Genomic DNA, 16,252 nt, shown 5'->3' with positions numbered 1-16,252 from the left:
GATAGCAATGTTTTAGAGGTAGACTCTACAACATCCTAAGTGATAGCCGCAAAGAGCTGAGACCATTCGATGGCAGGCGGTCGTGGCCCCTGATTAATGATTTCGAAAGTTTGCTGCTCAGTGACGAGATGCTGCAAGCACTCAACACAGACAGCAGCCACATCTTTGCGGCTGGTCTGGCCAAGCAATCGATCTCCAACCCCTAAAACCACACCTTGTTTTCCACCAGTGGAAGCCTTGATCAGGGTATTGAGATCGTAGGAGGTGTAAGGACCATCAATCAGTCGGCCTGGACGGATAATGGTGTAGCGACAGCTTGAACCACGCAGGGCAGCTTCGGCAGCTGTTTTAGCATCTAAGACACCATACGTATTGAGCAGGCTGAAGGGAAACTCTTCTTTACGCTCCACACCTAGGGAAGAGACTAGAACAAAGCGCTGTACCGCACTCTTCTTAGCAACCTCAATCAGGTTTTGTACACCCTGGCCATCGGCAATTGCTGGAGAGTTTTTTGTATGGCGCTGGCGATAGTCAGTATCAAGAAAAATACGTCCCCACGCTAAGAACTGCTCCAGGGGCTGGGCAGGTAAATCCACTTGCCATTTATCTGAAGGAAACGCCGTTGTGCCACTGCAACAGAGGATGGCATCGATTCTGTCCAAGGCAGCCGTTAACGTATCGAGCAATCGCAAGTCTGCCTGCACCAGGTCTACCCGATCGCCAAATAGTGAACGGGCTTTGACAACATTGCGGGTTAAGGCCCTAACCTCGTAGCCCTGACCCAGGGCATAGGCTACGGCTAACTGACCGACCCCACCGGTAGCACCGGTGACCAAAATTCGCTGCATACTCGGTACTGAGATCGCAATAAACTCCTTCCCTCTCAGTTAACCTTAAAACAGCAGCACCACTCAATCAAAGGTGGCTAGCCCCAATCCAGCCGATTAAAATTTAGGAACCACCGGACCCCCTAAGGACCACCCTTAGGCCCCCCTAAGGACCATCTGCCCCCACATTGCTATGCCTCAACTTCGTCAAACTTGGGATAACCAGCATTTCTTCAAAGGTACCGACGATCCCCAGATTGCAACCGCTATCGCTGAGATTAGGGACAACGTTGGGCAAATCTCCATGGCCTGTGCCCCGTTTGCAGAATACATTGACAGTGCGGAAACACTGCCTGAACCAGAGTTTGACACCCTGCTTGACTTATTACGCGGCATTCACCAAACCCGCACAGAGTTGAACAAACAGCTGGGCAATGTGCGCACTTACATCACGACGGCCCTGAGCGTAGATGCCCAGGACACCCATGCCAGCGCCATCATGCCCACACTGCAGCAGATCAGCGCAGAGGTGAGCCAGGCACTCACCCCCATGCAGGTGTTTCTCAATCGGGTTCGCTCTGAATTTGTGGCAGCTGTGGTCGCGGATCCGGTCTTAGTAGAAATGGCTTTTTTACTGGTACATCAACGCAAACTCAGAGATCAGCTGCTCAGTGTTGCAGAAGAGAATTTAATTACAGGCCTGGCGGTAAACGGTCTGCATACCTGGGGCAATCTCTACACAGAGCTGGCGGGTACCCTTAAATGCACAGTTAACGGAGAAACCATGGGTCTGGCAAAAGCCGCTAATTTGCAAAGTGACCCCAACCGAGAAACTCGACAGGCCGCCTGGAACGCGATCCGTAACGCTTGGACTGGCCATCAACAAACTGCATCCACCATTCTCAACGCCATCAACGGCTGGCGACTAGAAGAAACGCAGAAACGGGCTCAGGTGCGTGAACTCCATTATCTAGACCGCAGCTGTCATCAAAGCCGTATTGAGCGGGCTACTCTAGATGCGTTGATGGCAACCACCTATCAGCAACGTTCCATTGGGCAACGCGCTCTGAAGGCCATGGCACAGGTGCTCAACATTCCCCAGATGGCACCGTGGGATTTACAAGCCCCAGCGCCTACCATTGGCGAGCCCAAAACAATTTCATTTGACGCAGCCATTACATTGATTGCCGATGCGTTTCGACAACTAACCCCAGAAATGGGCGACTTTGCCGTGATGATGGCTGAGCAGGGCTGGATTGATGGGAAACCTACCCCCAACCGAGCCACTGGAGCTTACTGTACTCGGTTTTCCGACCCCCGTGAACCACGTATCTTTATGTCCTATGCGGGCACGATGACCAACGTCATTACCCTGGCCCATGAACTGGGTCATGCCTGGCATAACTGGGTCATGCGTGATCTGCCCCCCATGCAAACCTATTACTCCATGACCTTGGCGGAAACTGCCAGTATCTTTGCTGAGACCTTAGTGCGTGATGCTCTGCTACAGCAAGCTGAAACACCGGCTCAAAAGTTAGAGATTCTCTGGCAAAATGCCCAAAGTGCAGCGGTCTTTTTGCTAAATATTCCAGCTCGGTTTGAGTTTGAGAAACGACTGGTTGAAGCACGGAAACAGGGTGTTGCGATCGCGCCTGCGCTCAAGACCATGATGGCTGATAGCTGGCAACTTTGGTACGAAGACAGTCTTTCAGACTATGACGACATGTTTTGGGCTACTAAGCTACATTTCTCTATTTCTCAACTGGGCTTTTACAACTATCCTTACCTATTTGGCTATCTCTTTAGCCTCGGCATTTATGCCCAGCAAGACAACTATGGAGCCGATTTTAACACCCTCTATACTCAAATTTTACGAGACACTGGCAGCATGACAGCAGAAGAGTTAGTAACTCAGCACCTACAGCAAGACATCTCACAATCTCAGTTTTGGAAAGCCAGTCTGAGCATTGTTGAAAAGAGTGTTGCCTCATTTGAACAATTGGTTGACAACTGATGCCGTTGTGCTCGCCAGAATTTCTTGTGGAGACTATCCCGATGAACGTGCCTAATGGCGCTAACCTAGTGAAGCACTTCCGCGCATCTGGCATATAGGGCAGATTCACCATGGTCACCAGCACGTCCCTCGACTGGATTTTTTTTGACTGTTTCAATACCCTGATCGACGATTTTGATACCTCTGGCTATGAAGCAGGGTTAGCACCCATGTATCAGGTGCCAGTGACAGCCGGGCTCTATACAGACATTGAAGATGTACGGGCTGATTACCACCGCTGGCGGTTAGAGTATATTGCTGGCAAACCCCATGAGCAAACCTTACAGGAGCGGTTTCGCAATCTATTGGCAGTCTATCGCCCTGAGGCAGATACGGCGCTAGTTGACCAAGTGCTCGCAGAAATGGAAGTTCAGTTTATGGAGTGCTTTCCCGCTACACTCAGACTACCTGCTGGCGTAGAAAGCATGCTGCAACGCTGGCAAGACCAGGTGTCCATGGGGGTAATCTCTAACTTTTTCTTAGCAGATTGGCCTGGCAAAATGCTGGAGCGCTATGGCCTGAACGCATATTTTCAGTTTGTACTGGACAGTGCCGAATGTGGCAAGCGCAAACCGAGCGATACCATCTATCAAATGGCTCTAGAAGCAGCCGGAAATCCAGCCCCTGAGAGAGTATTGTTTATTGGCGATCATTTAACCAATGATGCGATCGCGCCTCAGCGGTTGGGAATGCGATCCATTTACTTTGATCGCTCGGCTGAACGCGCCTCGTCATCGGCTGCACCAGCTGACATCAAAGCCATCACTCACTGGGATCAATTTATCCCTTACCCTTAATAGAACGCAGGAAAACCATTATTCATGCAATGTGGCAAAAAAATACGACTAAGGTATAAGGCTAAGTCTGACACATCTTGCTACGGGCGAGGGCAATCTACATAGAGGCACCCTAGAGAAAGACAAATGTAGCGAAAAATGCCACCGTGTAATTAAGGTGTTTTTTAAATAAAAATAAAACTTAAATTATTTTCGTCATAGATAATTAAAGCACTAGCCAGATATTAACCGTCTTTATTATGAGCCAAGTCCCGCAGGCCGCAGTCATTATTACTAACCAATAAAATTAATTATACAAAGTTAAATGCCTCTTAAACTCTCTAGGATCGCCAGTGTAATTCTGTCTGCAGTGATGATATCGGCCCCATTGACTGGGGTTGGTCGTCAAGTAGCCAAGGCTGACACCACAGCTTCACCTGCGACTAATGAGGTTAAACCCAAAGCACCAGAGGACAAGGCATCACAGACAAAGCCAGAGCAAAAATCATCGGCAACCGCTGAAATTAGTCCCAAAACTCCAAAGAGCAAGCCATCAAAGCCAGAGCAGCCTCAATCATCTGCGACAACCAAGACGTCAAGAAACTCAACCTCGCCAGCTCCCATTGAACCCTTTATCCAAGCTGATGCTGTGGCGTTAGGACAGTGGTTAGTCACCAAAACCGTAAAAAACCTGGTAGACACCCCCGCAGATAGTGCCGCTAAGCCAGCAACACAGCCTAAAAAACCAGACGGTTGGCCCAGCCCATCTAACAGAGCCGCATCTGCTGCCAAACCACAGCCCGCTGCCCAACCGCAAACACCGACTCTACCAAAAGTCGCGGTGCGCGCGTTACCCCCTGAACCCTCTAGCAATCCCACGATTGATAACTACACAGAAATGCGAGTCGCTTTGACGAAGCAGGCTCCTGATGTGTCAATCGCTGCATCCGAAGGGGGGGTGCTCGTGAGCACCAACGGCGAACTTGTGGAAAATGTATCAGCGGGTATTAGCTATCAAATCAGTGCTGACGAGCGAGGGCTATTTGTAAATGGCCAACCGGCCCCAACAGCCCTCTGGGTTGAACCAGATAATGGTTATGTAGCGGTTGGCAATCGGTGGTATCGCGGACGCTTACTGCTGTTATGGCAAAACGGCGGAGTCATGGCTGTAAATTACGTCATGCTTCAGGAGTATTTATACAGCGTAGTTGGAGCTGAAATGTCTGCCAGTTGGTCTTTAGAAGCCTTAAAGGCCCAGGCCGTTGCAGCGCGTTCCTATGCCATCGTACACACCGTTCGCCACCAGCGAAGAACCTACGACTTGGATGATACGCAACGGTATCAAGCTTATAAAGGTATTGCCACGGAAGCTAGCTCCACCCAGCAGGCCGTCCATGAAACATCCGGAGAATTTATTAGCTATGGCGGTGGTGTGGTGGAGTCATTATACGCGGCTAATCAAGATATTGTTGACGATGCCCATAGTGGGTACGGGATGAGTCAAACCGGAGCCCTAGATTTGGCAGAACAGGGCTATCGCTATTATGAAATCTTGTCTGCATACTATCCTGACACATCGGTAGGACGCATTGACATTGGTGAGTAGGGTCACTCACTGCTTAAGAGACTTTGACGCTCTTACGTGCCAGGTTACAGGTTAGATTTTGCCCTTCGATCACCACCGGCCCTAGCACGGTATGAACAAGTAGCCGAGTAGCATCAGCTTTAATTACTGACTGTAGATTAGCCGGAACCTTAGGTCTCTGGAGGGGTTCCGAGTGATTAGCCACCAATTCATCATGATAGGGATATTTGCTAGCCACTAATGTGTCCTTGGCATGGCGTTTTCGGACATTGACACGCAGTCGCTGTCTTTGCGCATTACGATCTAGCCACACCACAGTATCTGCCAGGGACAGGATTTGTTCTCCGCGCCAGGTTTTGACATAGATCGTCCCGGTATCACACAGCATGTGTTTAACCGGATACCATTGCTTGTGGCACAGCAGCAGAATATCCATCAGCTGCATACTACGATGGTTGACCCACCACGTTTTCCAAAAAACAGACGCTGCCTCACAGTGAATCTGATACCCTGCTGGCACACTATGGTGATCATATTGTGCAAACGTTGCCTTAGACGAGCGCGCCTGTTCCAGACTGAGCGGAATAAACCCTGCTTCAAGGGCAAACTGATGGAGCAACGCCCAATAATCAGAACTTAAACGGATGACAATATGGGGACACTTAGTCGTGAATCGCCCTTTGGCTAATAGCAATCCTTGGGTGGTGAGCAACTGAATCTCATCCAAAGCCTTCTCTACACGTAGCTCGCGATTGGCTAAAAGAGATTCTTCTCCCCTCAGAAATGTTTTAATCAGAGCACTATTATCTATGGCGATTTTCATGAACAGTTTTATGGTGTAGTAGACAGCCGTTGCAACCGACGTGCCGCAACTAGGTCAAGGAAATTTTTTCGCCTGTAAGTTTATCCATAGAATCTTACAGTTAATCTCGATATTATTGAGATCGACTACAGTATTCCCACCTGACTAAAGGATGACAGCGTCTGATTAATGCTCTTCCTTTCTTTTTGGCAAAATCACGGACATCGTTAACAACATAACTGCAACAATATCCGTGAATATAATGAGGCCATGAGATATTTTCGACCCGTTATTACAACAGCCACTGGCCATCAGCCTAGCCCCTACCGATCCCCCAACCAATCCATCATCAAGCTCAATAGCAATGAAAACCCCTATCCCCCCTCGCCAAATGTACTGAAACGTCTAAACACGTTTGATGGGGAATGGTTACGCCGTTACCCCGATCCCTATTCGCAAGAATTCTGTCATGCAGCGGCAGCGGCGTTAGGCATTCCTTCAGATTGGATTATCGTTGGCAACGGCTGTGATGATCTGCTCAATATATTGATGAGGGCCTGTATAGATGAGACACGAACGGTTGTTTATCCAACGCCCACCTATAGCCTTTATCGCACTTTGGCCCAGATCTGTGGCGCTCAGATTATTGAAATCACCTACGATACACAATTCTCTCTACCACTGGAGAAAATTGTGCAAGCCGATGGAGCTCTCACGCTCATAGCATCACCCAATAGTCCATCGGGTCATCAGATTCCCATGGCTGAGCTCCGGCAGTTAGCCACCACCATTCAGGGGCTATTAGTGATTGATGAAGCCTATGTGGACTTCGCAGAAGAATCGGCGTTAAGTCTGACGCAAACCCATGGGAATGTTCTGGTACTGCGAACCCTGTCTAAAGGCTATAGCCTGGCAGGACTACGATTGGGCTTTGGCATCGCTCAACCTGCATTACTCGCAGATTTATTTAAGGTGAAAGATAGCTATGGAGTGGATGCGATCGCAAATTGTGCTGCTGCTGCCGCCATTGCCGATCAGACCTATAAAAATCAGTGTGTAAACCAAATCAAATTAGATCGACATCACCTCACCTTAGCCCTACGCAAGCTAGGCTTCCAGGTGCCACCATCCCATGGCAACTTCGTCCTGGCCACCCATCCAGAAGCGCCAAGGCTCCATGACGCCCTTAGGGAGCATGATATTTGGGTACGCCACTATCCCCAAGCCCATTTAACCAACAAGCTTCGGATTACTGTGGGCACGCCAGAGCAAAATCAGCGGCTTTTACAGGCGCTAACAAACTTACTATAAGAAGTCAGCAGGGGGATGGGGGGTTCCCAAAAAGAAAGCCGAGAATACTCCACCTTTGGACAATGTAAAGCATTAACACAATTAGATACATTAATGGATGAAACTAAACCCTAGAGCAACACTGAGAACCATGCATCCTTCACAGAGAGCATAAGCATCTTGAGCGAGAAGCGTATCTTATCTGGGCTAGCTTAGCGGGAATCCCAGTGTCTCTAAATATCCTGTCACACAAGTCTCCTAAGTTCTTTTACTTAGGAGACTTTTTTATAACCCAAACAACCATTGTCAAATGCCACTCGTTACCCTACAACAAGACAAAACAAACATATATTTACGATCTTTTCACTTTAGATAGAATTAAGGCGCTTGGGCTTAAATGATCACCCTCTTACCCCATCACTCATGCACCCATCTACAGCCCCAACATAGGTCTTTATTTTTGTGCAGCCCCCTAACTCGTGCCTGTAAGCAGTCCTAAAGAGACTTTATCCATACCGTAAATCTCACCATATTGAACTCTCTTCAGGATCTCTTCCCACTGCACTAACACTGCACTAACACTTAGAAGACACGATCCCAAAAAAGCAAAAAACTAGTATTTCTATCAGGCTTCACATAAACCAACCAGTAAAATCGTTCGAAATCTAAAATCCTCCTTAACCCTTAGGCTAAGCAAGAATAAAACAAGTTAAATTGCAAACAACACTAAATCACGGAGAGACATTGAACATCTAAACCAAGGAAGTTTTCCTACAGGACCTCCCAATCTAGAGGTTGCTTTTCTGACTCAGCTCAGAAGATCAAACCGAGAGTAAGTTTGGGTATTCAATCTCTCCGAAATATCCTGTCACACCATCTCCTGAGCTTTTTGCCTGGGAGATGTTTTATTGCTTGGGTCTAAAGCGTCTTGGGTACTCTCTTTCAACAATTCCATAAATGCAAACACGGGTGGCGGTAAGAGGGCATCAGCAAGTGTGGCCACACAAATGATGCGATAAATCGGTTCTGGCAAACTGCACACCTGCACACCAGGGGGAATAGGTTCAGCGGCAAGTCGGGGACTAATGGCTGCGCCTAGACCTTTGGCTACCATATTCACGATGGTGGCATCAGACCGAATTTGATAAGTGGGCGTTAACTCCACACCATACTGGCGGCCATGGTTGATGACCATGGCATCACAGCTATCACCGTCAGGTGCCATAATCAGCGGATAGGTCGTTAAGGTTTCCCAGGTAAGGGGCTCGGGTAATGCGGTATCCGGGGGGAACAGCACCACAAACTCATCCTGGGTCAGTTCTGAGGCTTCTAGATCTGGAGCATGGGGTAAGTAGGTAATCCCTACATCCGCCTTACCCTTGCGCAAATCAGATTCAACATCAGGACGGTCATCGTATTCGGCAATGGTGATTGCGATCGCAGGATACCGCTGACAATATTGTGCAATCACCTCCGGCAAAATATGGGTAGCTGCACTGCGAAAGGCCGCAATCCGCAACTGCCCCCCCTCAAACCCCTTAGCCAGGTTGGCCTGCTGATAAATATCCTCAATTAAATGCAGCACATGGCGGGCGCGCTCGATAATCTGCTGCCCCACGGGTGTGGGCACAGCCCCGTAGCGTCCACGGGAAAACAGCACCACCCCTAGATCCTCTTCCAAGGTAGCAATGGCATAGCTTACAGCTGACTGCGATAGCTGCAGCTGTAGGGCTGCCTCACTAAAACTACCGCCATCAGCCACAGCAATTAGCACTCGCAGTTGCGAAGGTTTGAGTTGCCCCAGGCGATCCTGTCCCATGATGTGCGTAAAAAGTGACCCACACCATTGTGACAAGTTCTTGGCCATTAACCTATGGAATCGACTGATGACATCTATGGAGTGGTTTTATATCAAGGCAAATGGATACCTCGTAGGGGCTGGCCTTGTGCCTGCCCTGGGACAAGAGGCGACGGCAAAGCAAGTCAACCACAAGGGATTGCCCCTACGGGTATTGCTATTTTTCTAGATTAAAGAGCAGCTTTTTCTCGTCATCTGTGAATGGCTTCGGGGTCGGATTCACGATCTTTGCCCGCCCATAGGCACGCTGTACAGCAGGTCGAGCAGCAATTGCCTCAAACCAACGTTTTAGATGGGGAAAATCATTAAGGTCTTGGCCCTGTTTGGCATAGGGGACAATCCACGGATAGATCGCCATGTCAGCAATGGAGTAGTCACCAGCAACATACGCGCGTTCGGCCAGACGCTGATTTAGCACTCCATATAGCCGCGCTGTTTCTTTGACATAGCGATTAATGGCATAGGGAATTTTCTCAGGGGCATAGCCAGAGAAATGATGATTTTGCCCCAGCATGGGCCCCAGACCACCCATCTGCCAATAGAGCCACTGCAACACCTCGGTTCTAGCTCGTAAGTCCGCAGGTAAAAACTGGCCCGTTTTTTCTGATAAATATTGCAGAATTGCCCCTGACTCAAACAGGCTAATGGGTTCACCACCGTCCGTAGGAGCCTGGTCGACAATGGCCGGAATCCGATTATTAGGCGCAATCTTAAGAAACTCAGGCTGAAACTGCTCACCTTTGCCAATGTTAATGGGGTGAATTGTGTAAGGTATGTTTGCTTCTTCGAGGAAAATCGTGATCTTGTGGCCGTTGGGCGTCGTCCAATAATAGAGGTCGATCATGATTAACTACTTTGTACGAAAATCTTGAACTATTCTAGCGTAGGTTTCAAGATTGGGCGTAAACTGTTGAAAATTCTCAATTCCCATGGATAACTCACGACGCATCCAGTTCACGACTTCCATCGGAGACGCGTTACGAACGACTTCGCTCAGTTGGCTGAATGTGGCAGGATAAAACAGTTGCATAGGTGAGCAGAGAGCATGGCCCTGTCCAAGGAAGAATCAAAACAGCTATTAGAACGCATTATTTTTGAAGAAACAGTCCCAAAAGATTGGGTGCAAGATGTATGGGGTCTAAGCCCAATGCACGGCGACGAAGCAGCCAAACTGTTAGATATATTCGATGCCCTGATTGAATGCTGTTCTGAGGAGAAGCTAGAGAATTTAGTCCAGGGTCTGATTCGATCTCAGGCGGAGGTATAGCATGGGCATCTGGGATGTTGATCGCTTCTTTTCTATTATTGAGGAGTTAGTCCTTTGCCATTCCCCCAGTGGCGTTGAAGGAGAGATAAATCAGTATATCCAGAAATGGCTGGACAATCTTGGTGTCGAACATTGGCACGATGAAGCCGACAACATTGTGATTAAAATCCCAGGTCGTACTAGTAATGGGGCGATTGCTGTTACTGCCCATAAAGATGAGATTGGTGCTCTTGTTAAAGGCATTGAGTCTGGGGGCAGGCTACAGGTCAGACGTTTAGGGGGTGCCTACCCCTGGGTTTATGGTGAAGGTGTAGTCGATCTGCTCGGCGATAAGGAGACTATCTCAGGTATCCTTAGCTTTGGGTCTCGCCATGTTTCCCATGAGTCTCCCCACAAATCTCAGCAAGAAGGTAAAGCAGTACGCTGGGAGACAGCCTGGGTAGAAACTAAACTCTCAACCCCTGAATTGGTGAGGGCTGGAATTCGTCCTGGAACACGAATGGTGGTGGGCAAACATCGTAAGCGTCCGTTTCGTTTAGGAAATCATATTGCCAGTTATACCTTAGACAACAAAGCATCGGTCGCTATTTTGTTAGGTTTGGCAGAGCGGGTCAAAAACCCCCCGGTAGATGTATATCTGGTGGCCTCTGCCAAAGAAGAAGTCGGTGCGATCGGAGCCCTATTCTTCAGTCAACGACAGAAGTTGAGTCGGCTGATTGCGTTGGAAATTTGTCCCCTATCCCAGGAATACCCAATTGTTGATGGTCCCAGGCCTGTTTTGTTCGCCCAAGATAGCTACGGTCTCTATGACGAAGGACTGAATCAGGAGTTGATCTCAGCGGCGTCCACTGTCAGGATTCAGCTTCAACAGGCAGTGATTTCTCAATTTGGTAGTGATGCATCAATTGCGATGAAGTTTGGCCATGTGCCGAAGGGAGCTTGTTTGAGTTTTCCGACGCAGAATACCCATGGATATGAGATTGCTGATTTGGGTGCGATCGCAAATTGCCTCACTGTCCTCACTGCATACTTAAACAACGGTGTTCAATCATGCAGCCACAACGGATAGGAGCCGCCTCAGCCCAAGACTCAGAGCGACTAAACTAAGCTTTATCACCCCACGTTACACTGACAAAAGTAGTCAACCAGGAATGAGGTATGCAATTAACCGGCAACGAGAATCTGGCTAATCGCACCTGCTGGGTGTTCGACATGGATGGCACATTGACCCTTGGTATCCACAATTTTGAAGCGATTCGAGCAACCTTAGAACTACCGGTAGGCACACCCATTCTGGAATCATTACGTCAGTTGCCCCCAGATATTGCCGCCGTTAAATATAAACAGTTACGAGAGATTGAGTTAGACCTAGCAAGTCAAGCCACTGCACAGCCTGGAGCCCATGAACTATTAGAACTGCTCATTAGCCAAGGCAAACAAATTGGCATTCTTACCCGAAACGGCAAAGATATTGCCCATGAGACCCTCGATGCTTGCGGTTTGATGGATTTTTTTGAACCCGCCCTCGTACTCAGTCGCGACTGTCATGCACCAAAACCAGAACCCGATGGCATTTTAGCGCTATTGGATACTTGGGAGGCTCCATCCACCGCAGCCGTGATGGTGGGAGATTATAAGTTTGACCTGATGGCGGGGCAGCGAGCGGGCACAGCAACGGTCTACATTGACACCGATGGCGAGTTTATGTGGTCAGAGTATGCAGATTATGGGGTGCGATCGCTAAAGGCTGTGGTTGATTGGCTAGACACACCTCAGCCGGTCAATTTCTAATCAGACACTTAGCCCATGCATAACACTAGTGAACAACAGAACGAATTTACTCCCCTCTAATTTGCTCCCCATTTTGCAAGCATACCCTGGATTTGTTCTAGGGCATAGGGTTTACTAATATAGTCATCCATGCCAGCTGCAAAACAAGCCGCTTGATCCTCCTGCCGGACATTAGCGGTTGCTGCAATAATCTTTGGGCGATCTTCACCCCATTTTTCAATGATTTGCTCAGTTGCTTCCAAGCCATCTATTTCAGGCATTTGAAGATCCATGAAAATAATGTCATAGTGCTGACGTTCTAAAGCCTCTAAAACTTCCAATCCATTAGCCGCTAGATCACCCGAATAATCTAACTTCGCCAAAATCCGTAACACCACCATTTGATTTACAGGGTTATCCTCAGCTACTAGAATCCTGAGGGGCGGGCGGTTTCCAGAACCATTGCCAGATACATGGGCCTCAGATAAAGAGTTAGCATCTTGGGAGAAAGGTTTCGCAGTGCTATCACAATTATTTTGTTGTTTTTCAGAATATTGTTGAGAGTTCTGTTGAGCTTTAACAAGGTCAGTTACAGCATTCCACAAGTTTGCATGCTTAATGGGTTTAGTTAACCAAGCATCGAATAGCTCTTCTTTATCATGGGGTTTGCTAACAGCGCCCAACATAATACAAGGCAAGGGAAAATCAAGTTGAAGCGAGCGAATCTGCTGAACAAGTTCCAAGCCATCCATACCTGGCATCTGGACATCGATAATAGCTAAATCAAACTGTTGGCCTCGTTTTAGGCTACCTAAAGCAGCTTGAGCCGATGGCACAGTGTCTGGTTTTAGTCCCCATTGACTGCACTGTTCTGCCAGCACCGCACAACTCGCATGACTATCATCAACAATCAAAACACGGCATGCTTGCAGAACTGGAACTTGAGGGTTTAGATGCAGCTGTGATTGTGCGTCTGCTAATCGAGTTTGCATGGAGAAATAAAAGGTTGAACCTTGTCCCACATCACTGGCGACCCAAATTTCACCTCCCATTAAGGTTACTAAGCGTTTACAAATAGCCAGCCCTAGGCCAGTCCCCCCATATTTTCGGGTCGTAGAATTATCAACTTGAGAAAAGTCCTTAAAGAGTTTAGGAATTCCATCGATCGGAATGCCAATACCGGTATCTTTAACGAAGAATTCCAGGATTATAGGAAATTCAGGTTGGATAGTTTCCAGTGTTTTTGAGTCTATTGTTTTTGAGTTTAGTGGTTCAGACTGCCTCAGTCTCACTGAAATCAGAACCTCTCCTTTCTCTGTAAACTTAATAGCATTACTAACTAAATTCATTAAAATTTGACGTAGCCGATTCAAATCACCTTGAATGCACAGGGGAACATCACTGGCAATTTGATATAACAAATCTAAATTTTTCTCTAAAGCTTCACTGGCAAAAAGATCTAGAACATCTTCGATACAGTGCCTGAGTTCAAAGGAAGATTCCTCGAGAACCATGTAACCTGATTCAATTTTAGAGAAGTCGAGAATATCGTTAATAACGCCCAGTAAGCTATCACTACTATTCTGAATAATATCGACATACTCTTGCTGCTCAAAACTTAAATCAGTATTTAACAGTAAGCTCGTGGTACCAATGACTCCATTCATCGGTGTTCGAATTTCGTGACTCATGTTGGCCAGAAATTGAGACTTAGCCTGGCTAGCGATTTCTGCTTTTTTCTTCTCTTCACGAATTGTCTCAAACTGGCTCTGAATTTGAGTGGACATTGCTTTAAAGTTTTGAGCTAAAGCCCCAACTTCATCATTTCCCTCAGGAAGTTCTCCCAAATACTGAAAATGACCTATCGCCATCTCATTCATGGCGTTTTTTAATTGTTTCAGACGAATAAGTAATGATTGGGCGCTACGAATCTGTAGCAAAGTGAAGGTAATCAGTAAAATAAAGACAATGGTAAATACTAAAACTGTTTGCAAACTAGAAATCTGCCGTTGGGACTGGAGCTGTTCGGTTGTCAAATCGAGTAAATCATTGACTTCCTGCTGGCTGTTAGAAATATTAGGGGCAATTCGATCAAATTGCAGAGAGGCTTCAGCCGTAGAAAGCTCCAACTCTAACGTACTGTACATTAGTTCAACAACTAGCTCTCGATATTGTTGAACTTCATCCAACAAAAATGACTCGAAGGTGACAGGACCTATAAATTCAGACCTGATGATGGCTTGTTCCAGGTCTGTAACTTGATTAACTAGCCGATCTGACAGACGCATATCTAGGGTGCTGATGAAGTCTCGCTCATAAAGTTGCATTCGAAAGAACTTGGAAATCAAAACCTGTTTATCAGAAACATCGAGTTCTGCTTGAATGCGATCTTTAACCGTTTGGAGTTCAGTTAACGTTCCTGTGCCATCAGTAGCAGCAATACGAGACTGAATTTCTAAGGTTTGATTAACCGATTGCTCATACTTATCAACAATCACTAAAAACGTTTCAAGGGAATCGATAATCTTATCATGGTCATTCTCTTGACAAAGTTCTATCAAGTCATATGCAATCTGCCTTGTCCGATCAAGGTGATCCGTAAACTTAGAGGAGGCTGAAAGATCTTGAACCTGATTAACCTGGACCTCATCCAATCGAGCCATAAGCATTGATGATTCCATCTGATTCAAGTTCTCTTTAATCGAAAGAAGTTGCTCCTGTTTTTGAATTAGAGCATTATGTTGAGCCCGATCTTGAAAATCCAGAAATGCCAAAGTTGCAGTAGCTGCCAAGGCAACCACTGCAAAGGAAGAAAAGTTAGAGAGGAACTGCAGTCTTTTGCGAATCATAAAACCGAGCCGACTAGGTTTGGTTTAAAGCTCCTCTGGAGATTTAAACTGAATAGTGGGCCAGTTAGCAGCAACTTTCTGAAGGTTACCCGTACTATCTAGTAAGAACTTCTGCTGCACATCCTCATTGAGGAAAACATATAAGCGAGACTTAATCACAGACCACACTTGCGGATCACCATCAAACTTCTTTCGCAGGACAATACCAAACGTGCAGTAACCGCCATTGGCAGGCGCATATTTTTCAGGTTCACGGCTAAATAGATCTCGATTCTCAGCAGTTGCAAAGTACCAGGTTGCATCATGCCAGACGAGGCTGTAACTATCCTGGCCTTTTACTGGCCCACTTTCCGTAAAGTAAGAAACTGGATCATAGCCCCGCAAAGCAATGCCCTTCTCATCCAGGTTCATATGAACCAGATTATGCGCAGCTTGAACTAGCCCAGTTTGAGGAGCAGCCTCAGGTTGAGAGGCGGTCTCAGTTTGAGAGGTGGCCTCAGGTTGAGAGGTGGCCTCAGGTTGAGAGGTGGCCTCAGGTTGAGGGGCAGCCTCAGGTTGAGGGGCAGCCTCAGGTTGAGGGGCAATCTCCTGGAAGGTGGACGTATCGGACACCCTAGCATCAGGTCTGCAGCTACTTATACCAATTACCAACATCCCCACCCCTAAAAGAGCTGGAATGGATGAGGTGATAACGTTGACGGCTTGTTTTCTAATCATAAAGAGTCCTGCACGCTAGCTTTTGACCGTTGCTCATTCGAGAAGTAGCGAGAATATGATTTTCCTAACTGCATACTCCAGTTTAGCCGTTGGATTGGGCAAATAACCTTTGAGCAGGCTACTACGCTACGCAAATGTGCTGAGCGCGGATTGGCATACGTTAGACCAAATGCTGCATAGATCTGTCAACCGAGATAAAGTGTACCCCTCCTTTATACAGAGCTATATGCTGTAAATCAGCAATACAGTAACGAGCTTATTCTTATATTGAGACTCCGATAAAGTAATCGTTTAGAGCGCACATCTTCTGCTGTGGATTCGTAGATGAAATCACCCACACTTATGAAGTTTTGAGAAGCCAAGATAGTGACAAGGGAGCAGGGGGTGGAGTTTATTCAATGGGATTGAGACTTCCCATATATCGGGACTGAAGGGCTCAGGCTGTCCACTTACCTCAG

The 16,252-nt window shown here is 47.3% G+C and carries 15 protein-coding genes; 8 read left to right on the top strand and 7 right to left on the bottom strand.

Going from position 1 to position 16,252, the window contains the following annotated elements:
- Positions 1–35: 35 nt before the first annotated feature.
- Entirely contained in the window at positions 36–848 is an 813-nt protein-coding gene (locus tag QGP82_RS13405; protein ID WP_163697406.1) for an SDR family oxidoreductase, read from the bottom strand.
- 172 nt (positions 849–1,020) lie between these two features.
- Here QGP82_RS13405 and QGP82_RS13400 point away from each other — a divergent pair, with 172 nt between their 5' ends.
- From QGP82_RS13400 to QGP82_RS13390, 3 genes are all read left to right on the top strand, one after another.
- Positions 1,021–2,841, top strand: a complete 1,821-nt coding sequence (locus tag QGP82_RS13400; protein ID WP_499059618.1) for a M3 family oligoendopeptidase — start codon at positions 1,021–1,023, stop codon at positions 2,839–2,841.
- Between the two features lie 110 nt (positions 2,842–2,951).
- The gene (locus tag QGP82_RS13395; protein ID WP_499059616.1) at positions 2,952–3,677 is read left to right on the top strand and encodes an HAD family hydrolase; all 726 of its coding nucleotides are present in this window, start codon (positions 2,952–2,954) and stop codon (positions 3,675–3,677) included.
- A gap of 352 nt (positions 3,678–4,029) precedes the next feature.
- Positions 4,030–5,262 carry a SpoIID/LytB domain-containing protein gene (locus QGP82_RS13390; RefSeq protein WP_499059613.1) on the top strand — a complete coding sequence of 411 codons (1,233 nt, stop codon included), beginning with the start codon at positions 4,030–4,032 and terminating at the stop codon, positions 5,260–5,262.
- 13 nt (positions 5,263–5,275) lie between these two features.
- On the opposite strand, the gene QGP82_RS13385 is transcribed toward QGP82_RS13390, so the two are convergent.
- Positions 5,276–6,064, bottom strand: a complete 789-nt coding sequence (locus QGP82_RS13385; RefSeq protein ID WP_163660967.1) for a hypothetical protein — start codon at positions 6,062–6,064, stop codon at positions 5,276–5,278.
- A gap of 249 nt (positions 6,065–6,313) precedes the next feature.
- On the opposite strand from QGP82_RS13385, the gene hisC reads away from it, so the two are divergent.
- Positions 6,314–7,354 (top strand): histidinol-phosphate transaminase, encoded by a 1,041-nt coding sequence (hisC, locus tag QGP82_RS13380; RefSeq protein WP_499059610.1) that lies wholly within the window; start codon positions 6,314–6,316, stop codon positions 7,352–7,354.
- Positions 7,355–8,201: 847 nt separating this feature from the next.
- Here the strand turns inward: hisC and QGP82_RS13375 are convergent.
- Entirely contained in the window at positions 8,202–9,152 is a 951-nt protein-coding gene (locus tag QGP82_RS13375; protein ID WP_163660970.1) for a LysR family transcriptional regulator, read from the bottom strand.
- Here QGP82_RS13375 and QGP82_RS13370 point away from each other — a divergent pair.
- Entirely contained in the window at positions 9,151–9,360 is a 210-nt protein-coding gene (locus QGP82_RS13370) for a hypothetical protein (RefSeq protein WP_499059607.1), read from the top strand. The two genes, QGP82_RS13375 and QGP82_RS13370, sit on opposite strands and share 2 nt — an antisense overlap.
- Here QGP82_RS13370 and QGP82_RS13365 read toward each other — a convergent pair.
- Positions 9,349–10,035: a glutathione S-transferase N-terminal domain-containing protein gene (locus tag QGP82_RS13365; RefSeq protein ID WP_499059605.1), complete on the bottom strand. Its 687-nt coding sequence runs from the start codon at positions 10,033–10,035 to the stop codon at positions 9,349–9,351. The two genes, QGP82_RS13370 and QGP82_RS13365, sit on opposite strands and share 12 nt — an antisense overlap.
- A 6-nt stretch (positions 10,036–10,041) precedes the next feature.
- Positions 10,042–10,221, bottom strand: a complete 180-nt coding sequence (locus QGP82_RS13360; protein ID WP_499059603.1) for a hypothetical protein — start codon at positions 10,219–10,221, stop codon at positions 10,042–10,044.
- 15 nt (positions 10,222–10,236) lie between these two features.
- On the opposite strand from QGP82_RS13360, the gene QGP82_RS13355 reads away from it, so the two are divergent.
- From QGP82_RS13355 to QGP82_RS13345, 3 genes are all read left to right on the top strand, one after another.
- A complete protein-coding gene (locus QGP82_RS13355) occupies positions 10,237–10,458 on the top strand; it encodes a hypothetical protein (protein ID WP_499059601.1) in 222 nt (73 codons plus the stop codon).
- 1 nt (position 10,459) lies between these two features.
- On the top strand, positions 10,460–11,527 hold the full coding sequence (locus tag QGP82_RS13350; protein ID WP_163697424.1) for a M42 family metallopeptidase: 1,068 nt from the start codon (positions 10,460–10,462) through the stop codon (positions 11,525–11,527).
- 89 nt (positions 11,528–11,616) lie between these two features.
- Positions 11,617–12,249, top strand: a complete 633-nt coding sequence (locus QGP82_RS13345) for an HAD family hydrolase (protein WP_163660984.1) — start codon at positions 11,617–11,619, stop codon at positions 12,247–12,249.
- 56 nt (positions 12,250–12,305) lie between these two features.
- Here QGP82_RS13345 and QGP82_RS13340 read toward each other — a convergent pair whose 3' ends face one another.
- Together QGP82_RS13340 and QGP82_RS13335 are read right to left on the bottom strand one after the other, a co-directional pair.
- Positions 12,306–15,077, bottom strand: coding sequence for a response regulator (locus tag QGP82_RS13340; protein WP_499059599.1), 2,772 nt, complete (start codon positions 15,075–15,077; stop codon positions 12,306–12,308).
- 24 nt (positions 15,078–15,101) lie between these two features.
- A complete protein-coding gene (locus QGP82_RS13335) occupies positions 15,102–15,794 on the bottom strand; it encodes a YHS domain-containing (seleno)protein (protein ID WP_499059597.1) in 693 nt (230 codons plus the stop codon).
- Between the last annotated feature and the right edge of the window lie 458 nt (positions 15,795–16,252).

This window comes from Leptothoe sp. LEGE 181152 (assembly GCF_032906605.1).
GTDB classification, from domain to species: domain Bacteria; phylum Cyanobacteriota; class Cyanobacteriia; order Phormidesmidales; family Phormidesmidaceae; genus Leptothoe; species Leptothoe turfae.
Note: the sequence above shows the minus strand (reverse complement) of the source record. Positions and strands in the feature narration are given on the sequence as shown.

What these genes read in the sequence shown, in the direction of transcription:
- QGP82_RS13360 (WP_499059603.1), bottom strand. Translation starts at nt 10,221, where the DNA reads ATGCAACTGTTTTATCCTGCCACATTCAGCCAACTGAGCGAAGTCGTT.
- hisC (WP_499059610.1), top strand. Translation starts at nt 6,314, where the DNA reads ATGAGATATTTTCGACCCGTTATTACAACAGCCACTGGCCATCAGCCT.
- QGP82_RS13375 (WP_163660970.1), bottom strand. Translation starts at nt 9,152, where the DNA reads ATGGGACAGGATCGCCTGGGGCAACTCAAACCTTCGCAACTGCGAGTG.
- QGP82_RS13345 (WP_163660984.1), top strand. Translation starts at nt 11,617, where the DNA reads ATGCAATTAACCGGCAACGAGAATCTGGCTAATCGCACCTGCTGGGTG.
- QGP82_RS13405 (WP_163697406.1), bottom strand. Translation starts at nt 848, where the DNA reads ATGCAGCGAATTTTGGTCACCGGTGCTACCGGTGGGGTCGGTCAGTTA.
- QGP82_RS13370 (WP_499059607.1), top strand. Translation starts at nt 9,151, where the DNA reads ATGATGTGCGTAAAAAGTGACCCACACCATTGTGACAAGTTCTTGGCC.
- QGP82_RS13340 (WP_499059599.1), bottom strand. Translation starts at nt 15,077, where the DNA reads ATGATTCGCAAAAGACTGCAGTTCCTCTCTAACTTTTCTTCCTTTGCA.
- QGP82_RS13390 (WP_499059613.1), top strand. Translation starts at nt 4,030, where the DNA reads ATGATATCGGCCCCATTGACTGGGGTTGGTCGTCAAGTAGCCAAGGCT.
- QGP82_RS13385 (WP_163660967.1), bottom strand. Translation starts at nt 6,064, where the DNA reads ATGAAAATCGCCATAGATAATAGTGCTCTGATTAAAACATTTCTGAGG.
- QGP82_RS13355 (WP_499059601.1), top strand. Translation starts at nt 10,237, where the DNA reads ATGGCCCTGTCCAAGGAAGAATCAAAACAGCTATTAGAACGCATTATT.
- QGP82_RS13335 (WP_499059597.1), bottom strand. Translation starts at nt 15,794, where the DNA reads ATGATTAGAAAACAAGCCGTCAACGTTATCACCTCATCCATTCCAGCT.
- QGP82_RS13365 (WP_499059605.1), bottom strand. Translation starts at nt 10,035, where the DNA reads ATGATCGACCTCTATTATTGGACGACGCCCAACGGCCACAAGATCACG.
- QGP82_RS13400 (WP_499059618.1), top strand. Translation starts at nt 1,021, where the DNA reads ATGCCTCAACTTCGTCAAACTTGGGATAACCAGCATTTCTTCAAAGGT.
- QGP82_RS13395 (WP_499059616.1), top strand. Translation starts at nt 2,952, where the DNA reads ATGGTCACCAGCACGTCCCTCGACTGGATTTTTTTTGACTGTTTCAAT.
- QGP82_RS13350 (WP_163697424.1), top strand. Translation starts at nt 10,460, where the DNA reads ATGGGCATCTGGGATGTTGATCGCTTCTTTTCTATTATTGAGGAGTTA.